The organism is Bradyrhizobium sp. USDA 3262, assembly GCF_054060035.1.
Window position 1 is genome coordinate 1,630,507 of record NZ_JBSSCT010000001.1, and the last position, 19,108, is coordinate 1,649,614.

16 protein-coding genes and 1 pseudogene are annotated in these 19,108 nt (G+C 65.2%); 4 read left to right on the forward strand and 13 right to left on the reverse strand.

Annotated features, from left to right (window positions below):
- The first annotated feature begins 388 nt into the window (after window positions 1-388).
- Window positions 389-916, forward strand: coding sequence for a hypothetical protein (locus tag ACVWYP_RS07540; protein ID WP_244481872.1), 528 nt, complete (start codon window positions 389-391; stop codon window positions 914-916).
- A 15-nt stretch (window positions 917-931) separates the two neighbouring features.
- Here ACVWYP_RS07540 and ACVWYP_RS07545 read toward each other — a convergent pair whose 3' ends face one another.
- The 9 genes from ACVWYP_RS07545 to ACVWYP_RS07585 form a co-directional block, all read right to left on the reverse strand.
- On the reverse strand, window positions 932-2,308 hold the full coding sequence (locus tag ACVWYP_RS07545) for a vWA domain-containing protein (RefSeq protein WP_304498268.1): 1,377 nt from the start codon (window positions 2,306-2,308) through the stop codon (window positions 932-934).
- A gap of 6 nt (window positions 2,309-2,314) precedes the next feature.
- Window positions 2,315-3,262 (reverse strand): AAA family ATPase, encoded by a 948-nt coding sequence (locus ACVWYP_RS07550; protein WP_304498269.1) that lies wholly within the window; start codon window positions 3,260-3,262, stop codon window positions 2,315-2,317.
- 441 nt (window positions 3,263-3,703) lie between these two features.
- Window positions 3,704-4,336, reverse strand: coding sequence for an HAD-IA family hydrolase (locus tag ACVWYP_RS07555; protein WP_304500455.1), 633 nt, complete (start codon window positions 4,334-4,336; stop codon window positions 3,704-3,706).
- 169 nt (window positions 4,337-4,505) lie between these two features.
- The gene (locus ACVWYP_RS07560; RefSeq protein WP_304498270.1) at window positions 4,506-5,192 is read right to left on the reverse strand and encodes a methyltransferase family protein; all 687 of its coding nucleotides are present in this window, start codon (window positions 5,190-5,192) and stop codon (window positions 4,506-4,508) included.
- Between the two features lie 98 nt (window positions 5,193-5,290).
- Window positions 5,291-5,632: a hypothetical protein gene (locus tag ACVWYP_RS07565; RefSeq protein ID WP_304498271.1), complete on the reverse strand. Its 342-nt coding sequence runs from the start codon at window positions 5,630-5,632 to the stop codon at window positions 5,291-5,293.
- A gap of 36 nt (window positions 5,633-5,668) precedes the next feature.
- Complete coding sequence (locus tag ACVWYP_RS07570; protein WP_016842277.1) at window positions 5,669-5,848, reverse strand: hypothetical protein; 180 nt, start codon at window positions 5,846-5,848, stop codon at window positions 5,669-5,671.
- A 57-nt stretch (window positions 5,849-5,905) separates the two neighbouring features.
- On the reverse strand, window positions 5,906-6,097 hold the full coding sequence (locus ACVWYP_RS07575) for a hypothetical protein (RefSeq protein WP_016842276.1): 192 nt from the start codon (window positions 6,095-6,097) through the stop codon (window positions 5,906-5,908).
- 172 nt (window positions 6,098-6,269) lie between these two features.
- Entirely contained in the window at window positions 6,270-8,723 is a 2,454-nt protein-coding gene (locus ACVWYP_RS07580; protein WP_304498272.1) for a S8 family serine peptidase, read from the reverse strand.
- A 345-nt stretch (window positions 8,724-9,068) separates the two neighbouring features.
- A complete protein-coding gene (locus ACVWYP_RS07585; protein WP_245288750.1) occupies window positions 9,069-9,746 on the reverse strand; it encodes a LuxR C-terminal-related transcriptional regulator in 678 nt (225 codons plus the stop codon).
- 26 nt (window positions 9,747-9,772) lie between these two features.
- On the opposite strand from ACVWYP_RS07585, the gene ACVWYP_RS07590 reads away from it, so the two are divergent.
- Window positions 9,773-10,048 (forward strand): hypothetical protein, encoded by a 276-nt coding sequence (locus ACVWYP_RS07590; protein ID WP_155258555.1) that lies wholly within the window; start codon window positions 9,773-9,775, stop codon window positions 10,046-10,048.
- A gap of 130 nt (window positions 10,049-10,178) precedes the next feature.
- Window positions 10,179-10,940: a S1 family peptidase gene (locus ACVWYP_RS07595; RefSeq protein WP_304498273.1), complete on the forward strand. Its 762-nt coding sequence runs from the start codon at window positions 10,179-10,181 to the stop codon at window positions 10,938-10,940.
- A gap of 189 nt (window positions 10,941-11,129) precedes the next feature.
- On the opposite strand, the pseudogene ACVWYP_RS07600 reads toward ACVWYP_RS07595, so the two are convergent.
- From ACVWYP_RS07600 to ACVWYP_RS07610, 3 genes and pseudogenes are all read right to left on the reverse strand, one after another.
- A pseudogene (locus ACVWYP_RS07600) lies at window positions 11,130-13,353 on the reverse strand (acetate--CoA ligase family protein).
- A 170-nt stretch (window positions 13,354-13,523) separates the two neighbouring features.
- The gene (locus ACVWYP_RS07605; RefSeq protein ID WP_304498275.1) at window positions 13,524-14,114 is read right to left on the reverse strand and encodes a class GN sortase; all 591 of its coding nucleotides are present in this window, start codon (window positions 14,112-14,114) and stop codon (window positions 13,524-13,526) included.
- Between the two features lie 205 nt (window positions 14,115-14,319).
- Window positions 14,320-16,539 carry a marine proteobacterial sortase target protein gene (locus ACVWYP_RS07610; protein WP_456684301.1) on the reverse strand — a complete coding sequence of 740 codons (2,220 nt, stop codon included), beginning with the start codon at window positions 16,537-16,539 and terminating at the stop codon, window positions 14,320-14,322.
- Between the two features lie 253 nt (window positions 16,540-16,792).
- On the opposite strand from ACVWYP_RS07610, the gene ACVWYP_RS07615 reads away from it, so the two are divergent.
- A complete protein-coding gene (locus ACVWYP_RS07615; protein ID WP_304498277.1) occupies window positions 16,793-17,557 on the forward strand; it encodes a helix-turn-helix domain-containing protein in 765 nt (254 codons plus the stop codon).
- 263 nt (window positions 17,558-17,820) lie between these two features.
- Here the strand turns inward: ACVWYP_RS07615 and ACVWYP_RS07620 are convergent, their stop codons facing one another.
- Window positions 17,821-19,041 carry an ABC transporter substrate-binding protein gene (locus ACVWYP_RS07620; protein WP_028341508.1) on the reverse strand — a complete coding sequence of 407 codons (1,221 nt, stop codon included), beginning with the start codon at window positions 19,039-19,041 and terminating at the stop codon, window positions 17,821-17,823.
- Window positions 19,042-19,108 lie beyond the last annotated feature (67 nt).

The window sequence follows — 19,108 nt, forward strand, 5'->3', positions numbered from 1 at the left end:
TCCAATTGAAGACGGTTCTGTGGCGGCGGCGTAACCGCCGGTGGTGCCGGGTAGTCGAAGCGCGATGCGCGTCGGCGTTGCCTGCCTTTGGATCGAATCGAATCTCGCCACGGCCGGCCAAAGCTGCGAAGGACGGCGTCGCTTCAGCTCGCCGATGCCAGCCATGACGGAGAGTTGCCGTGATCCAATTCCGTTTGCGATGCGTTGGGTCGGCCGCCAATGGCGCTCCCAGAATTCAATTGCAACACTTCGGAAAAGATGGAAACCTGCTCGTCGATCATTGCTATATGCGTCGACATTTTCTCCCTTTCAGGGACTCCGCGGTGCACGCGATCATTTTTCCTGCGGCCTCCCACAGCTTCCTCAACAACAACAGGAACGGGTCGGCATGAGCCCTCAAGCTCTCGTGACGGCCATTCTCTCAGGACTTGTGGTGGCGGCGTTCGGACTGTTCTGGTGGGTCGGCAGCTATTCCGACCGTGTGTTCGCAAGCAGGTTCCGCACCCGATTTCCGGAGAAGACACTGAGCTACACCGGCGACCAGCTTGGCGAGCTGGTGCAGTCCGATCTGCGGATGAAGTACGTCTTTCCGATCCTGTTTCCGTTCGATTTGATCGTCATGCTGGCGCTGGCGGGCGCGATGGGGGCGGCATCATCGCACTGGCTCAGCCGGATCTATCCGTCCGCGGCGTGGCTCGGCCTGGTGGTGCCGGCGGTGTACCTGCTCAGCGATCTGATCGAGGATTGTCTCCTGGCATGGCTGCTGCTGCACGGCGACCCGCATGCGGCGGCGCGGTCGGTCTCGATCCTGAAGGCGATCACGACGATCAAGCTGGTCGGCATCTTCGCCTCGATCGCACTGACATTGGCTGCGTTCGTCGGGTGGCTGTTCCACGGCGAGTCGCTTGCCATCTAAGGCGCGGCCGGCGGCCTACTGATACGTCGCGACGATATCCGACACGGCGCGCTCGAGTTGCTGCGCGGTCGCGCATTGGCGCACCACGCTGCAGAAGGTCGCGTAGCGCGGCATCTCGGAATCGCCAAAACCCCAGACCATGCGGCCCTCGGGGTTGAGCCAGACCAGCCGTTTGGAGCGTTCGCCGATGCGGCGCAGGATGTCGGCGCGCGGATCGAGATTGTTGCTGCGGGCGTCGCCGAGCACGATCACCGTGGTCTGTGGCGTGATCGCGCTCATCCAATTGTCCTCGAAATCGGCGAAGGAATTGCCATAGTCGGACGAGCCGAAGCCGACCTTGGACATGATCTCCTTCATCGCCTCTTCCGGCGAGTTCGATTCCAGGATGTCGCTGACCTCGATCAGGTGGCCCGAGAAGGCGAATGAGCGGACGTCGTCCACCACCTCGTGCAGGCTGTGGATCAGGAGCAGGAAGAAGTCCGAGACGCGGGCGACCGAGCCCGAGACGTCGCACAGCGCGACGATCTTCGGGCGGTCGCGATGCTTGCGCTTCCACGCGGTGAGGAAGGGGACGCCGCCCCAGGCCGCGTTCCGGCGCAGCGTGCGGCGGACGTCGAGATGACCGCGGCGCTGGCGCTTGCGCGGCTTGGAGTAGCGCTCGCGCAACCGGCGCGCGATCTGGCGGATCAGCGTACGCATCTGCTCGACCTGCCGCGGCTCGATCCGCGCCAGCGGCGCGTTGCGCAGGATCTCGTTGCGCAAATTCTCCGCTTCCTCGCGCCCGTACAGCAGCAGGGCCTGCGAGACTGCATCGCGAACGGTGCCGCGCAGGCCGTTGAGCGCCTCCTGCAGCCGTTCGGCGAGCGCGGGATTGCGCGTGGTCAGGTCGTCGATGTCGTCGCGCAGGCGCTGGATCCCCATCGCATCGAGGATGCGGGTCTGGAAGATGCCGCGCTGGGTGAAGTAGCGGATATCGGGCAGCGAGGCGGCGCCGGAGGCGTTGGCGATCGCGCTCGATATCGCGGAGCGATCCTGCGACAGCAGCATCTGCGCCAGTGGCCCGACATTCTCGCTGGCGGCGCCGCCCGACGCATCGCCATGCTCGTCGGCCGACGGGTTGGCGCCGGATTCGCTGCCGTCGTCGGTCTTGCTCTGCTCGGCGTTCTCCTGCTGCGGCTCGGGCTGGCTGAAGAACAGGTCGAAGCATTCGCCGAGCGCGCGCTTCTCGTCCTGCGTCTTGGCCAGCGTCAGCAGGAAGGTGTCGCGCAGGATGTCGCGATCGGCAAAGCCGACCTGGGCGACCGCCCGCATCGCATCGATGCTTTCGGCGGGCGAGACCCGGACCCCGGCCCCCCGCGCCGCACGAAAGAAGCGATGCAGGTTCTCGCGCATCTTGGTCTAGCTGAACACGCCCTGGCGCGACGCCTTGGCGATGAAGGACGAAATCTGCGGCGTCGCGGCCTCGATATCGGCCTCGTATTTCAGGAGCACGTTGAGCGTGTCCTTGACGATCTCGTGGTCGAGCTCGCTGGCCTGCAAGAGCACCAGCACGCGCGCCCAGTCGATCGCCTCGCTGACCGAGGGCAGCTTCTTCAGGTCGAGCGAGCGGATCTCGTGGATGAAACCGACCATCTGCTTGCGCAGGGTCTGCGAGATGCCGGGCACCCGGCTCTCGACGATGCGCTCCTCCAGCTTCTGCTCGGGGAAGCCGATATGCAGGTGCAGGCAGCGCCGCTTCAAGGCATCGCCGAGATCGCGCTCGCTGTTCGAGGTCAGGATCACGGTCGGCGGCGCCACTGCGGAGACGGTACCGAGCTCGGGGATCGTGACCTGGAAGTCCGAGAGGATTTCCAGCAGCAGCGATTCGAATTCGGCGTCCGACTTGTCGATCTCGTCGATCAGCAGCACGCAGCCGGCCGGTTGCTCCAGCGCCTGCAGCAGCGGCCGCGGCTCGACGAATTCCTTGGAGAAGAACACGTCGCCGAAGGTGTGGAGCTGGTCGAGCGCAGCCGCCAGCGACTGCGCGCCGCCGAGCACCTCGCCGAGCTTGTCCTTCAGGATCTGGGTGTAGAGCAGCTGCTTGGCGTATTTCCACTCATACAGCGCCTTGGCCTCGTCGAGGCCCTCATAGCATTGCAGGCGGATCATCTTCATGCCGCGCCATGCGGCGATCGCCTTCGCCAGCTCGGTCTTGCCGACGCCGGCAGGGCCCTCGACCAGGATCGGCTTCTCGATCTGCTGCGAGAGAAAGACCGCGGTCGCGATCTGCCGGCTCGCAATATAGCCTTGCGCGGCGAGGCCGCTTTCCACGGCCTCGATCGAGGCGGTGGGCCTGGTGTCAGCCACGAGGATCAGCTCCGAATTTGCCTTGAACTCGGACCTGTTCTGCGCCCGTTGCGGACAAAGCACAAGGCTCGTTTGGCCCGCAAAGGCATGGCGTTAGCGCAAGGGTTCCGGGGTATTTCCGCCGAGCGCAATACGGTCGTTAGCGTGTAGTTCGAACCTCCCCTTGAAAAGGGGAGGTCGCTTTGCTCGCCAGAGCAAAGCGGGTGGGGATCTACTCTCTCCATCAACACCGGCGTCTGCGGCTGACCCCCATCCCGACCTTCCCCCTTTCAGGGGGAAGGGGAAGAATCTCGTAGACCGGCTACCGTCAGCCCGCGCAGCTCCTCACGTATTCCTTGCGCTGCGGGCCAACGATCTTCTGGTCGATCGCCTACTTCAGGCAGTCCAGATGCGCATGCGCCATGCAGAGCTGCATCTGGTCGTGCCGGCTGCGAAACCGCCTCACCTCAGCGTGAGGCCGGTCGCGGCTTCAAGCTCGCCGATCGCCTGCGCGGCGTTCGCGACCTTGATCGTGGTCATGCCCATCTCGCGCGCCGGCTTCAAATTGACGCCGAGATCGTCGAGATAGACGCAGTTCTTCGGGTTCACCTGCAGCGTCTCCACCATCATCTGGTAAATCCGCGGGTCGGGCTTGCGCAGGCCGATCTTCGCGGACTCGATGACGTGGTCGAACAGTGTCATCACCTCGGCGACATAGAGCGTGCGTCCGCTGCGGCTGCCGATCGCGTTCGCCGGCAGATTGTTGGTGATGCATCCGGTCTTGAATGCCGCCTTGATGCGCTTCAGCGCCTCGACCATCTCGGGGCGCAGGTCGCCGGAGAGCAGCGGCAGCACGTCCTTGCCGCGCACCTCGGCGCCGAGCGCCTTCGATTCCATGGCGAACAGCGCGTCGAACGCCTCGATATCGATCTCGGCGCGCTCGAACTTGGCCCAGGCGTTCTCGAGATGATTGGCGGCGTTGGTGCGGCGGATGATGTCGATCGGCAGGCCGCGCTCGGTCTCATAGCGCGCGAATGCCTCGAACGGCGAGGTGGTCAAGACGCCGCCGAAATCCCAGATCACTGCCTCGATCATCAAAGTCTCGATCATCAAAGTCCTGCCCGTTGCAAAGCGGCGGCTTCGCCTCGGATCGTCCGGCCGATTGCAGGACAACAGGGAAACGCGCGTCCAGCCTTCTTTATTGGAATTGCCGCCGATCAGGCAAGCCGCCAGTTCGCGGCAAAATCCGCCACGCGGAACCAGCTCACCAGACCATCGGCACCAGGCGATAGCGCACCCGTGCGAGATATTCGGCATAGCCGTCGAGCTCGGCGGTCAGCATCCGCTCCTCCATCAGCGACCGCAGGCCGAGCAGCGCCGCCATCACAGGCACGATGGCAAGGCCATACCAGGATCCCAGCAGCAGCGGCGTGCCGACATAGGTTAGAAGTCCGCTGGCATAGATCGGATGCCGCACATAGGCGTAGGGTCCGGTGGTCACCGCCGCATGCCCGCGCGCGCGCTGGATCTTCACGACCGGCGCGGCGTAGCTGTTTTCCCGGTAGGTCCGGTAGACGATGTAGAACGATGCCGCGATCATCACGGCGCCGGCGCATTGCAACCAGAAGGGCACGAGCGATGTCTGGTAGCGGACTGCGTCGAGCGCCATCAGCGGCAGCCATGTCAGCCACAGCAGCGGCATGATCGTCGTGATGATGCGGTCCCATCCGGCCTGGCCGCGTGCGGTGCGCCGCTCCGCCAGCAACCCCGGATCGTGTCGGGCGAGCCAGGCCTCGGTGATCAGCCCGCCGATCGTGATCTCGAGCAGGAACACCCAGGCGCCGGCCCATCGCAGCGTGCCGGCCGCGAGAAACAGGAATGTGCCGAGGCCAACACATGTGAAGGCGGCGCGGCGCAGATTGACGCGAGGGGGATTGCCGTTCTCGTTCATGTTTCTCTCCGGCGAACGGCAACGGCCCCGCCGCCGGATCGGGGCGGGCCGTTGCGTGCGTGGTTGCGGATCGCGGCCTGCTCGGCGCGCAACGCCGATTACGGTCTGCGGGTCCAGTTTCGCGCCTGTCCGGAATAGACCTTGCTCGGCAGCGCGCGCGCCGTGGGATCGAGCAGGATCTTCATCGCGGTGTTGAGCCGCTCCTCCGAATGCGGTGAGCCATCATGGCGCATCTGCTGCGGAGCCCCGGGGCCCTGCGGCGGCGCCAGATAGGTCGGCGTTGTCGGCGGAGTGGGGGTGGTGGCGATCTTCGGACGGGCGACAACAGCGGCCTCCATCGGGCGCCGCGCCTGGGCCATGCGTGACGCTGCGGAAGGTGCTTCCGCCGGCGGCGGCGAGGCGGCGCTGTCGGATCCGGATTTGCGGGGCGGTTTTGCCATGGCATCGGCTCCATAGGTTCGGTGATGACGACGACGTCAGGATTTGTCTTCGTCGGATGTGGTGCGTTTGGCGATGATCGGGTTGCGGTCGCTGATCGCAGCGATCAGCGAGGCGTGGCTCACGACTGACGACACGACGATCTTGCCGGATGGCTCGATCCGGCGACCATTCTGCTGTTGTTGCTGCGGGCTCCTGGCGGTGGATTTCTGCATCATGTCGGCCTCCTCGAAGATGGGGTGGGGCCCGACAGCGCCGGGCCCCGAGTTTGGCGATCAGATGCCGAAGGCGCCGAGGACACCCGGCAGCGCCTGCGCGACGCCGCCGAGGATTTCTCCCCAGCCCTGCGGGTTGACCGACCCGTTGGTCGCCACGTCGGCAATCCGCTTCGGACCGCGCTCGATGCCCTCACACTGGATCGGGCTACGCACGCTGCCGAAGGTCTCAAAGTCGTTCCTTGCGTACATGTTCAGCTCCTTCTTTCGGTTTGAATTGACGGCAACTACGGGAGGTGGGCACCGACCGGGGCAGCCGTCGCTGGACGTCGCCCGGGGGATCGCTCATCGCGTCGATCCCCCGGACCACGTGACGCATTCGCGCCACGTTCTGATCTCCTCCGGACGCAGAGGAGCAATCGCGTCAATAGACCTGCCACTGCCGCAGCGGTCCGACCGCCACCGGCACCACGTCGCTCACGTCGATCGTGTACTGATAGACTTCGCGCGCCTGGGTCAGGACCTGGGTCGGATTGAAGAAGCGGTAAGTCACGTCGTGACAAACCGAGTCCGGGCGGCAGATGATGCTCTGGTCGACCTCGACGGTGTCGAGCCGCAAGCCCTTCTTGGCGACGTCGGTGAAGATCTTCCGCGTGTTGTAGGCATTCATCGCGGAATAGTTCAGCGCGCGATCCTGCGGCGAGAGGCCGACATTGCGGAACTCGTTGTAGATCCGTTCGAGGAAGCCTTCCGCGCCGGCCGGCCAGGTGTCGGGATCGGGTCCGAAGAGCGTGTAGAGATCCCACTGGTAGAAGCCGCGCCAGTCGGTCACCAGCGTCGGCACGACGGTCCCGTTCAGGAGCTTGGTCGTGTTGGCGCTGTCGACCCAGCCGGCCATCGAAATCCGCGCAACACCGCCGCGCGGCGGGAAAGCCGGGGGCGTGGTCGGTGGCGTATCGTCGCCGCCGCGCGCTGCCGGTACCACGGTTCGGGTGTTCGATGGATCGTCATGCGAGACCTCCTGATGCCAGAGCGCCAGGATCAGCGCGGCGAAGAATCCGAGACCGAACACATCGAGCGGCTTGACCGCATAGATCGGGATCGAGTCGATCGTCATCGTCCAGATGATGGCATCGGCATCCGGGAAGTTGTTGCCCGAGCCGCTCGGCGTCGCGCTTTCGCCTTCGGCCTGGTTCAACAGATAGCGCGCCATGATCGCCGGATTGTACGGCGCCGAGGTATCGCCGGAGCGGTCGCGCTCCGGTCCGAACGCCGGATCGCCGCGTCCGATCAGGCTGTCGCGCCAATTGGCGATGGCCTGCACGAAGTAGTCGAGGCGGGCCTCCTTGCCGAAATCGTAGAACAGCCGGCCGATCGGGAACGCGAGCTGTCCGGTGGATTCCGCCGCGGCGCCCTGCGGACGCATGCCGCCGCCACAGCCGCAGCTCTTCTCGCTGGTACGAACCGCGGGGGCTTCGTACATCGGCAGCGCCTGCGGCATCGCGACGGGAAGCGCGTTGCTCGGCATCAGCGCAGGCAGCTGCTGCGGCTGCAGCCAGGCCTGCGGCATCATGCCGGCCGCCGGCATCGCCATCTGCGGCATCATCATCGGCGGCATGACCATCTGCGGCGCCGGCGTCGGCATCCAGACCATGTCGCCGCCCGCGTGGGGGGCGTGATACGGATACGGCGCCGGCGCTGCGATCGGCGCGACGGCGACGCCGTGATCAACGGCCGCGGCGATGGCCGCAGGCGCTGCGGGCGCAGCAGGCTGCGCTTCGCTTGGCATGATCCCGGCGCTGCTGCGCAGGACCGAGCCGTCCGGCCCGAATATGCGCGGAGCCGATGGTGCAGACATTGCTGATAGATCTCCCATGGAACCCTCTCTGGTTGCAGTTGGCTGAGCGGCGGATGACGGTTGGACGAAAGGGCGCGCGGACACTCCCCGGAAACGGGGAGTCGCGGCCGTGGCACCCGACGGCATGACGGCGTCCGCCTGCTCGCCAAGCAGGGCGGCGACAGCCGCGGGAATATCGAGCCGTCCGGCGAGGCAGCGCGAGGCGCTGCCGTCGCTGCGGCAGGGCACCGCGCTTTCGAGCAGCGCGGCACGGACGGCTTGCGGATCGGCCTTGCGTCCGGTCTGGCGCAGGCATGAGAGCAGCAGGGCGACGACGCCGCTGACGATCGGCGCCGCGAAACTCGTTCCGGAGCGCAGGCTGATATTGCGGACCGGCGAGGCGCCGGCGATGTTTTCGCCCGGCGCGAGGATGCCGTTCTCGAGATAGGCGTCGCCGAAATTGCTGAAGGGCAGCGGATTGCCGGCCGGATCGCACGCGCCGACCGCAAGCACCGAAGCGAGGCTGCCCGGCACCTGGACGCAGCGGCATCCGTCATTGCCGGCGGCGGCGACGATCAGCTTGCCGGCGCGTTCGCAAGCGCGGACCGCGTCGACCAGAATGCGGTCGGCTTGGCCGGTCGCGGATTGCTGGCCGCTGCTGATATTGATGACGTCGGCGCCGGCGGCGAGCGCCTGGTTGATCGCGAGCGCCAGGGTGCTTTGCGACGACGGCTCGATCTGCCCGGCGACATTCTCGCGATAGATCGAGAACACGGTCGCGCTGCAATTCGGCGCGACGCCGAGCACCGGGCTGCCGGGCGTACCCATCAGCACGCTCGTGACATGCGTGCCGTGCTCGGACTGGATCATCGGCGAAGCCGGTGCGACGAACTCGCCGCCCCTGGCGACGCGGGCTTGCCTGAGCGAAGGATGATTAAAATCGACGGGGCCGTCGATGATCGCGATCTTGACCGCGGGGTCGCCGCCCGACGTTCTCTGCCATAAGGCAGCCAGACCAGCGATATCGGCAACTGGATTCATGAAATCAATCCCGACTGATCAGCCGCAAATCCGTGCAGCCGATCCGTCTTCCGCGACAATTTGCTCTCACGCAGCGAACCACATGTCGTTGCGTTGGTGCAGTTGTGGCAGCTGTGACGCGAAAGGCCTATTCACCGCGGTGGATCAGAAAGGATCGAGCCGGCGATACGGATCGATCGGTCGATGAGATCGATCCTGCCTCTCGAACGATCGATCGAAGGGTTTAGTCGAGACCGATCTCACCGCACCATTGTGCGTGCCAGGGCAGACATGCGCTTGCATCTGCGCGCCGGTGCGCGAACGCGACCCGCGCGTCGGGCGAACACGGAATTCAGGATGTCGGTGTCAGTCGAGCTCGCGGGCCCGATCGGGGATCGCTGCCGATGATGCGATCCACGGTGCTTCGCGCACCCGTCGCATCGCCTGCGCCCGGCGCGGCAGGCCGAGCTTCTGCAGCACGTGATGGACGTGGTGCTTGACCGTCGCAAGACTGAGATTGAGATCGCGCGCGATCTCCTTGTTCGACAGGCCGTGTCCGATCAGCTTGAGAACCTCGCTTTCGCGGCGCGTCAGCCCCTGGTCCGCGTCGATCGTATCCGCTTGACGTTCCATGCAGAACAGCGCGCGCAGCAGGCCGCCGGAAATCTCGGCGCTGCAGGCGAGCCGCCCCGATGCCACATCCGACAGCGCCCGGCAGAGCTCATCGAAGCTGGCGTTCCGGGAAATGTAGCCGCTGAATCCGGCCCGGCCGCAGCGGACCACGTCGCGCCGGTCCTCGTTGAGGCCGAGCGCCACCAGTGCGACATCCGCATGGTCGCTCGCAATCGCACGCACTTCGTCGAGATCGATGCCCTGTGTGACGTCGATCAGAATGACATTCACACTGTCGGTCTCGAGGGTCTCGCGCAGGCCGGCGAGATCGGACACCGCCGCCGCAATCGCAAACTCGGCGTGGTTCTGGAAACTCGAGGTAAGCCCCTCGCTGAACAGCCTGATCGGCGTGACGACCGCTATCCTCATCATTATCCTCTAACTCAACGAAATGACGGATGGAGCGCCGTGTTGAGATCTACGGCGCCGGCATCCAGAAAAGTCATAAAGGTAAGTATGCGATATGCTGCCGGAGGTTGTATGATTGCCGGATCGAAATTACGGCGCTGATGCGGGCAATCAAGAGACGCAGTTCACATTCGAACGTCACCCGCGCGCCGGACGCGCGATTCGATGTGTGCGTATGGCGACAAGACGGCGATGTGTGGCGCGTGAACGCAATGGCGCTGCAGGATTCCGGCGGCGACTTCAACGTCGTAGAGATCGACGCGTAGATATTTAGACAATTGACGCGCGCAGGTCTGGATGCTCTGTACAATATTGCGTGTTCTCCAGAGCCCGGTGCGAGCGACGCAATGCCGCGCCTCGGATAGGCTCGATTCAGCAGCAGACCGACGGGGTTTCATGACGAGCGTGATTCGAGCGACAGCTTTTCTGACCCTGTTGGTGGCGACGCCGGCGCTGGCCATCGTCGGCGGCGGCGCGCCGTCGACGGATGGCGTTGCGCGCTCCGTCGTCACCATCGTCGGCTCGCGCGGCAATTTCTGCACCGGTGCGCTGATCGCCCCGAAGGTCGTGCTGACCGCGGCGCATTGCGTGCAGCCCGGCGCCGATTACAAGATCGTCGAATATGGCGCGGACAGGCAGCCGACGCTGCAGGATGTCAGGACGGTTGCGATCCATCCCGGCTTTCGGATGCAGGCGATGACCAGTCATGTTGCGACCGCCGATGTCGCGCTGCTGCAGCTTGCGGCGCCGGCCGCAGGCAAGGCGCCGGCCGCGCTCGGCATGCCAAACATTCCGATCCAGGTCGGCGGCCGCTTCACCATCGCGGGCGTCGGCGTCACCGTGCGCGGTGACGGCAAAAGCGGCGGCGCCACCCGCGTCGCCGGCCTGATCGCGAGCGGCAAGCCCGGCACGTTGCAGATCCGTCTCGTCGATCCGGTCGGGCAGGGCGTGCGCGAAGGGCTCGGGGCCTGCACCGGCGATTCCGGCGCGCCGGTGTTCGAAGACAAGCAGGGCGGCCCCGCAATCGTCGGCGTGGTGAGTTGGTCGACGGGGCCGAACGGCGCCGCCGGCTGCGGCGGCATCACCGGCGTGACGCCGCTGACACTCTATCGCGACTGGGTGATGCAGACCGCGCGGCCGTGGGGTGCGAGCTTTTAGCGCGATGGCGGTCGAACCGCTGACGCGCTCAGAGTTCCGTCATCCCCGCGCAAAGGCTTCGCCTTTGTCGCTGGAGGAGCCGCGAAGCGGCGTCTCGAAGGATGCACGGCCACCAGCCGGGCCGATTCATCCTTCGAGGCTCGCTCCGCTCGCACCTCAGGATGACGGAACTGCGAGCGTGCGCCGAACCTAATGCCCCGCGGCCTTGTTCGCGGCGGCGTTGTTCAGCACGATCAGGCCGTCGACGGCGACGCCGAGCTTGCTGTTGATCAGGAACGGGTTGACGTCGATCGAGGCAATGCGGCCATTGGCGTCTGCCATCAGGTTGGAAAGACCGACCAGCGCCTTCACCGCCGACGGCTCGTGCAGCGCGGGCTTGCCGCGGTAGCCCTTCATCTTGACCCCGGCCTTGGTCCTGGCGATCAGCTCCTTCGCCTCGGCGGCGTCGAGCGGCGCGCCGGCGAGGGCGACGTCCTTCATCAGCTCGATATCGACGCCGCCGGTGCCGAACAGCACGACGGGGCCCATCTCGGCGTCGAGCGAGGCACCGACCACGAGCTCGAGGTCGGCCTTGACCTGCTGTGCGATCAGGATGCCCTCGAGCTTCGGCTTGCCCTTCAGCTTCTTCACCCGCGCGGTGATGTCGTTGAACGCTTTCTTCACCTCGGCCGCACTGGCAAGGTTCAGCACCACGCCGCCGATATCGGATTTGTGCAGGATGTCGGGGCTGACCACCTTGGCGACCACCGGGAAGCCGATTTTCCTGGCGATCTTCACGGCCTCAGCCGCGGTCTGCGCGACCTCTTCCTTTGAGACCGGGATGCCGTAGGCCTTGAGCAGCTTCTTCGAGGCGACCTCGTCGAGCGCGGCGGCGCCGTTGGCGGCCTTCAGCGTCTTCTCCAGCACCGCGCGCGCCGATGCCTTCGAGCTCGACGCGATATCGGGTACTTCCTTGCGCAGGCCGGCATATTCGATCAGCGACTTGATCGCGCCGACCGCGCGGTCGAGGCCCTGCATGACCGCGATATCGGGCACGCGACTTGCGCAGCCCCTTGGTGAATTCGGTGAAGCCGATCGACATCGCGCTGATATAGATCACGGGCTTGTTGGCCTGGCCCGCCATCTCGTTGACGATGCGCAAATTGCGCTCGCGCAGCTCGTGCGGCGCCTTCGGCAGCTCGGCATCGATGATGACGATATCGGTGTCGGGATCGTCGATCATGATCTTGATCGACTTCATGTAGACGGAGGGATCGACCACCGCGGCAAAGCCGGCGTCGAGCGGGTTGCCGACGATGCTGCCGGGGCCGAGCATTTTTGCCAGCTGCTCCGAGGCGTTCGGGCTCAGCGGCGCAAAATTCAGCCCGGCGGAATAGAACGCGTCGATCAAAAGCCCGCGCTTGCCGCCCGACAGCGACACCGCCGCGAGGCGATTGCCCTTCGGCGGATCGGCATGGACGAAGCACTCGGTGGTCTCGATCAATTCATCCAGTCCGCGCACCCGGATCACGCCTTCGCGGGTCGAGATCGCATCGAAGGTCTCGATCGAGCCGGCGAGCGCACCGGTATGCGCCATCGCAGCGGCGCGGCCGCCTTCGGAGGCGCCGAGCTTGAGCGCGATCACCGGCTTGCCGGCGGCGCGCGCGGCCTTGCAGGCATCGCGGAACACTTTTGTGTTCCTGACGCCTTCGAGATAGACCACGATGACGCGGATGCTCGGATCGGCGGCGAAATAGCTCATCAGGTCCGGGGTCTCTAGGCCGGATTCGTTGCCGGTGGTGACCATGTACCCTACACCGACGCCGCGATCCTCCAGCGCCTGGCGGATCGCCATCACGATCGCGCCGGACTGGCCGGCGATCGCCACCGCACCCTGCTCCATGGTGACGATGCGGTCGTCGATATTGGTGAACAGGTTCTCGCCGGCGCTGAGATTGCCGAGGCAATTCGGGCCGGTGACGGCAAGCCCGGTCTCCTTGATCGCCTGCTTCAGCTCGACCGCGAGCCGCTGGCTCTCTTCATCCTGCAACTCGCTGAAGCCGGAGGTGACGATGGTCGCCGAGCGCGCGCCGGCCGCGGCCGCATCGCGGATCACCTGTACCGCAAAACGGGCCGGCACCAGCACCAGCACATGGTCGGGTTTTTCGGGAAGGCTGGCGAAGTCCTTGTAGCAGGTGACGCCCCAGATCGCTTCGCGCTTGGCGTTGATCGGATAGAGGCCGCCGGCGTAGCCGTATTTGACCAGATTGTTCCATATCCGTTCGGCGTAATTGCCGGGCTTGTCGGTGGCGCCGACCAGCACGATGTTGCGCGGATGCAGCATCGCGTGGATGCTCTTGACGATATCGCTGGCGTCAGCGGGCGGCGCCCATTTGTGGGACACATGAGACGCGGTGCTTGCGAAAGCTTCCATGGAGCCTGCCCTTATCCTTGTTGTCTTTGTTTCCTGTGGCCACGGCGGATCACCGTGAGGCGCGCGATTTTTCATTGTTTTTATGGCGAGGGAAAGGGGGTAGCAACTCATGCTGGCGCAGGTCAGGGCACCGCGCGCAATATCCCGGCAGGCGCAAAATTGATTGCGTATCAGGAACCCGATTCGCGCGGGCGCGAATCCGCTTCGACCAAAGTCGCGTGCAACAGATAACGCTCGGGCCCCGATGTCAGCGCATCGAACGGCCAGCAGGTCGATAGCACCAGTTCACGTCGGTCGGTGAGCGGATCGACCCCCGATTGATCGAAGCGGACCACCGAACTGCGATCGGCCCGATAGCGAAACATCTTGCCGTCGCTTCGCGTGACGTCGATCTCGTCACCGATTGTGACATCCCTGAGAAAGCGAAAATGCGTGTCGCGGTGTGCGGAATAGACCGCCACGCCCCGCTCGCCGGCATCGACGGTCTGTTCGACATGGCCGGGGCCGAACGCCAGCGCCTGGCCGCTGCTGCCGGCAAGTGCAATCGCGGAAGCGTGCAGGCGCTTCACCTCGATCCGCGCCACCGGCCAGGTGTCGGCCCAGCTCCACGGCTTCACCGGCTGGCCGGTCGCGATGCTCTGTGCGAAGGCGCGTTCCAGCAGGACCTGCGCGAGCAGCGCCTTGGCATGGATATAGGCGCCCTGGCCGAACAGGATCAGGCCGATAAGGGCGAAGGCGAGGGATGGGATGAAGCGGGGCATTGTTGCGCCTGTTGCTGTCATTCCGGGATGGTCCGAAGGACCAGACCCGGAATCTCGAGATTCCGGGTTCGATGCTGCGCATCGCCCCGGAATGACATTGCGGGTTGGAAAAGAGTGGCGCGCGCGGCCCTTTGGGGGACGGGTGGAAGGCCGCGCGCGCTCTTGAAGGAGGAGGTTGGGGGGCACCTCCTCCTTTCATCCGACGTCATTGGGGCGACGTCTGACGCCGGTTGAACACCAAGAGGAGAAGGCTGACCGTGAGCAGGATCACGCCCGCGATCATCTTCAGCTCCGCATCGGTCGCGGTCTTCGGCAGCTGGATCGTGCCGGGAGCTTGCGTCGCGACCGATGACCGCTTCAGCGCAGCGAGCTGCACCTTGCCGTCGCCACCGTCGGCGCGCCGCTCGCCCGGTGCAGCCGGCAGACTCGGACGCTCGCCGAACAGCTTCGCAAAATCCCAGCCGGTGGGCAGGTTGAGCGGCAACTCGGAGAGTTTCAGCGGCTCGCCTTCAGGACGGCTCGGCGTCTTGTCGACCGCGACAAGGCTGGTCAGCCGCGTGACGAGCTGATGCTCCAGCGCCAGCGCGAGGATGGTCTTGTCGGCTTCCTCGGGGCTCTGCTGCCGCGTGGTGCGCGCTACCTCGGCATCGGCGATCTTGCGGCGCGCCCACAGTTTCGACAGGCCCTTGCCTTCAGCGGCATTCGCGAGCGGCAGCGTCACGCTCCACGGGCGGTCGCCGATGCGGCCTTTGATCTCGACCGAGCCGGCCAGCTTGTCGAGCTTGGCGGCCAGCACCAGCGGCTCGTCGCGATAGACGTCGGGCAGCGCCGACGGCGTCAGGTCGGCCGTCGCCTCGGAAAATTTCGCCGAGAGGTTCGTCACCGCCGGGTTCTCCAGCTTGGCGAACAGGCCGCGCATGCGCTCGTCGACCTGCTCGACCGAGCCGATATGGGTGAAGGTGCCGCGGCCGAGTTCGGCGGCGCGCGTCATCAGATAGGTGTTCGGCGCCGAGCCGATGCCGACCATGAAGACGCGCGAGCGGCCGCGCAGCGCGCTGATGGTCTCGAACAATTGCTGCTCGTTGCCGACGGCGCCGTCGGTCAGGAACACGACCTGGCGGACGTAATTGGCGTCGTCATGGTTGGTGTCTGAGAGCGCCGCGCGCATCGCCGGCACCATCTCGGTGCCGCCGCGGGCCTGCAGCGCGCTGACGAACGCCGTCGCATTGCCGATATTGGCGCTGTTTCCGGCGACCGGCGACGGGAATAGCGTGTCCATGGTGTCGTCGAAGCGGATCACGTTGAAGCGATCGGCCGGCTGCAGGCGACCGAGCGCGTAAGTCAGGCTCGCCTTGGCTTGGATGATCGAGGTGCCGCCCATCGAGCCGGAATTGTCGATCACGAAGATCACTTCGCGCGGCAACGGCTTCTGTTGCGCCTGCTCGACCGACGGCGGGGTAACGAAGGCGAGCAGATAGTCGGAATTGCCGACATGCTCGCGGAATAGCCCGACCGACGGCGCCTTCTCGGCGGCCGGCTTCCAGGTCAGCTCGAAATCACGATCGGCCGGCACCGGACCTTCGGCGAGCTTGACGATGCGCGTGGTGCTGTCGGGACTCTCGATCCTGACCTGGTGGAAATGGCTCTTCACCTCGCCGAGCGGGAAGCCGGCGTTGAGGCGCACGGTGATGTTGGTCGGATTGACCGGCGCATTCTCCGCCGGATCGAGCACTTCGCTCGCAATGCGGTCGCGGTCCGGCACGGGATCGGTTGACGTGGCGCCCCAGCCGTTGCCGTCGGCGCGAAGGTCGACGCTCTGCACCACCGGACGCGGATTGTAGCGCGGGCCGACCACCATCGGCACCCGCAGCGAGAATTCGCTGCCGTTCTGCTGCACCGGCTCCTGATACTCGATCTGCACCAGCACGGTTTCGCCGGGGCCGATATTGGCGACCGAATTGGTGAAGATGTTTGGCCGCTCCTGCTCGGTGAGCGCGGCCTTCTGGCCATTCTGCTTGGCCTGCTCGTAGATGGCGCGGGCCTGCTGCCGCTCCTTGATGTCGCCGACCACGACGCGGTTACCGACCACCATCTTCAGCGTGTCGACCGCGCCACCGGCCGGCAGCGGATAGACATAGGTCGCCTCCACCCACTCCTTGGTCGGGTTGCGGAAGATCTGCGTGACGCGGGCGCGGACGGTCGGGCCCGACACGGTGAGGTCGACATCGACGCCGAGCCTGAGTGCATCCCGGTAGCCATCGTCGGTCTTGAACAGCAGCGAGCCGGAACGCGCATCTGATGGCCGCAGCACCGCCTGTCGCGGCAGCTCGGCCGACCACACCGGATCGAAGCTCACGAACAAGGCCGCAAAGCCGATCACCAGCGCGGCCTCACCTTCCACCAGGAAGAACAGCGCAATGCGCATCCTGCGCGACAGGCGGATCTGCGGGCTGCTCTCACATGCATCGTAAATCGTCATTTTCGTCACTCCCGAGCGAGGCTTTCGCTGCCTCGCGATCATGGAGAACGGCGGTTTTGGCGCGAGCAGAATGATCGGCAATGATTGGCCGCCGTCCGGCACGGCCCGCCGCCGCGGGAGGCGGGTTTGTGCGGTTTTGTGATGGGTTGTGCGGTCTGCTAGACTGCGCGGAATCAAGGGGAACCGGGCAGGAATCTGGATGCCGACGCCTGACAAGCAGCTGTCCGCCGAGCAGAGCCGGCAGGTCGCAGAGACCATCCGCGAGGAAATCGCGCGCCGTCGAATCTCGCGGCAGGCGCTGGCCGAGCAGGCGAAGCTGAGCCTCTCGACGCTGGAAAAGGTGCTCGGCGGCCGCCGCCCGTTCACGCTGGCGACCACCGTGCGGCTGGAGCAGGCGCTGGGCGTGTCCTTGCGCAAGCTGCCGGAGACGATCACGGTGGCCGCACCCGCCATTGGCGGGATCGCGCCCGACAGCCTCGGATCTTATTCGCGCCGGGCGGTGGCGCGGATCGAGGGCACCTACATCACAGTGCGGCCGTCGTTCGGCGAGCAGGGCGCACTCTACGCCTATCGGACGGAGATCACCTGGGACGAGGCGTCGTCATCGCTCGGCTTCCGCGAAGGCGAGCGGCAGGACGCCGACTATACGCAGTACGGCGAAGTCGCGGTGCCCAATGAATCCGGCTTCGTCTATCTCGTGACCAACCGGCACGGCCAGCATCGCGTGATCACGGTGTCGCGCCCGCGCAATTCCGGCGAGATGTACGGCATCATCACGACGCTGCTCGCCGGCCGCGGCTCGCTGCTGACGCCAGTCGCCGCGCCGATCGCGTTCCTGCCGGTGAAGAACGTGCCCAAGCCCAGCCTCGGCCGGGTGTCGGCGGATGATGCGAACTACGCCGCCTATCGCGAGCATCTGCGTCGGACGATCGATGAGCCGTTCGCGATCTTTTTGCCGGGCTAACAGAGTTAGCTCCGTCATCCTGAGGTGCGAGCCTTGCGGCGCAATTGCGCCGCTGGGCGAGCCTCGAAGGATGCACGGCCACCGGCCGGGCCGTCGACCCTTCGAGACGCGCGCAAGGGCGCGCTCCTCAGCGTGACGGTGAAAGAGTGGTCGCCGGCGGAATTAACTCGGCAAGCCCCAACCTGCGAAGGACCGCAAAACAACGAAGCCGCCCGGATGGGCGGCTTCGCGATACTCAGTGCTAGCTGTTCGTGCGGTTGGCGCTAGCCGCCGGTCTCGGCGCTGATGATGTCGCCGAACAGCTCCCACTGTCCGTTCTTGAACTGCATCATCTTGAGCTGCTCGACCGGCGCGAAGTCGGTCGCGCTGGTGTTGATCCTGATGCCGGGGATCAGCGTGTCGGGCGCAAAATCCTTCAGGCTGGCGGCCTGCTTCATCACGTTCTCACGCGTCAGGTTGTCGCCGGCCTGCTTCAGCACCTGCACCATGGTCTGTGCCGCGGCGTAGCCATAGACCAGATTGGCGTCGGCGAGGTTGGCGCCCGGCATGTACTTCTCGGCGAAGGCCATGAACTTCTTCATGCCCTCGTCATTCTTCCATTGCGGATCGGACGCGTCCTTCAGATAGCCCGCCGACAGCACGCCTTCCGAGGCCTCGAGCCCGGCAGGCTTCATGACCGCGCCGATCGAGATCGAGACGTCGGTCATCACCTGCATCGGCTTCCAGTTGAGCTCGGCGATCTTCTTGATCGCCTGCGCCGCGAATTTCGGCGTCGAGATGTTGACGAACACGTCGGCGCCGGTGTCCTTCAGCTTGACGATGTGGGAGTCGATCGACGGCTCGGTGGTCTCGTAGCTCTCTTCGGCGACGATCTTGACGCTCGACTTGTCGAGGATCTCCTTCAAGCCGACCAGGTAGTCCTTGCCGAAATCGTCATTGGCATAGAAGATCGCGACCTTGGCATCCGGCTTGGCCTTCAGGATGTACTTGCCGAAGATCCGCGCCTCGACGCGATAGCTCGGCTGGAAACCCATGGTCCACGGGAAATCCTTCGGATCGTTCCACTTGCTGGCGCCGGTGGCGAGAAAGAGCTGCGGCACCTTCTTGGCATTGTGATACTTCTGTACCGCGGTCTGGGTCGGCGTGCCCAGCGCGTTGAACACCAGGAACACCTCGTCGCTCTCGATCAGCTTGCGGATCTGCTCCACGGTCTTCGGCGGCGAGTAGCCGTCGTCATAGGAGATCCAGTTGATCTTGCGGCCGTTGATGCCGCCCTGGTCGTTGATCATCTTGAAATAGGCTTCTTCGGTCTTGCCGATGACGCCGTAGGCGGAGGCAGGACCGCTATAGGCCTCGACATTGCCGATCTTGATCTCGGTGTCGGAGGCGCCGGTATCATACTTCTTTTGTGCAAAGGCGGCCTGGGTGGAGAGCAGGCAGAGCGCCGTGGCGGCTGCCAGCAGCGACAGTGTTGTTGTTTTCATAAAGGCAATTTCCTCGATTGATTTTGGTTGGGGACTAACGCAACGAACCCGCAGCCGGTCCCGGCAG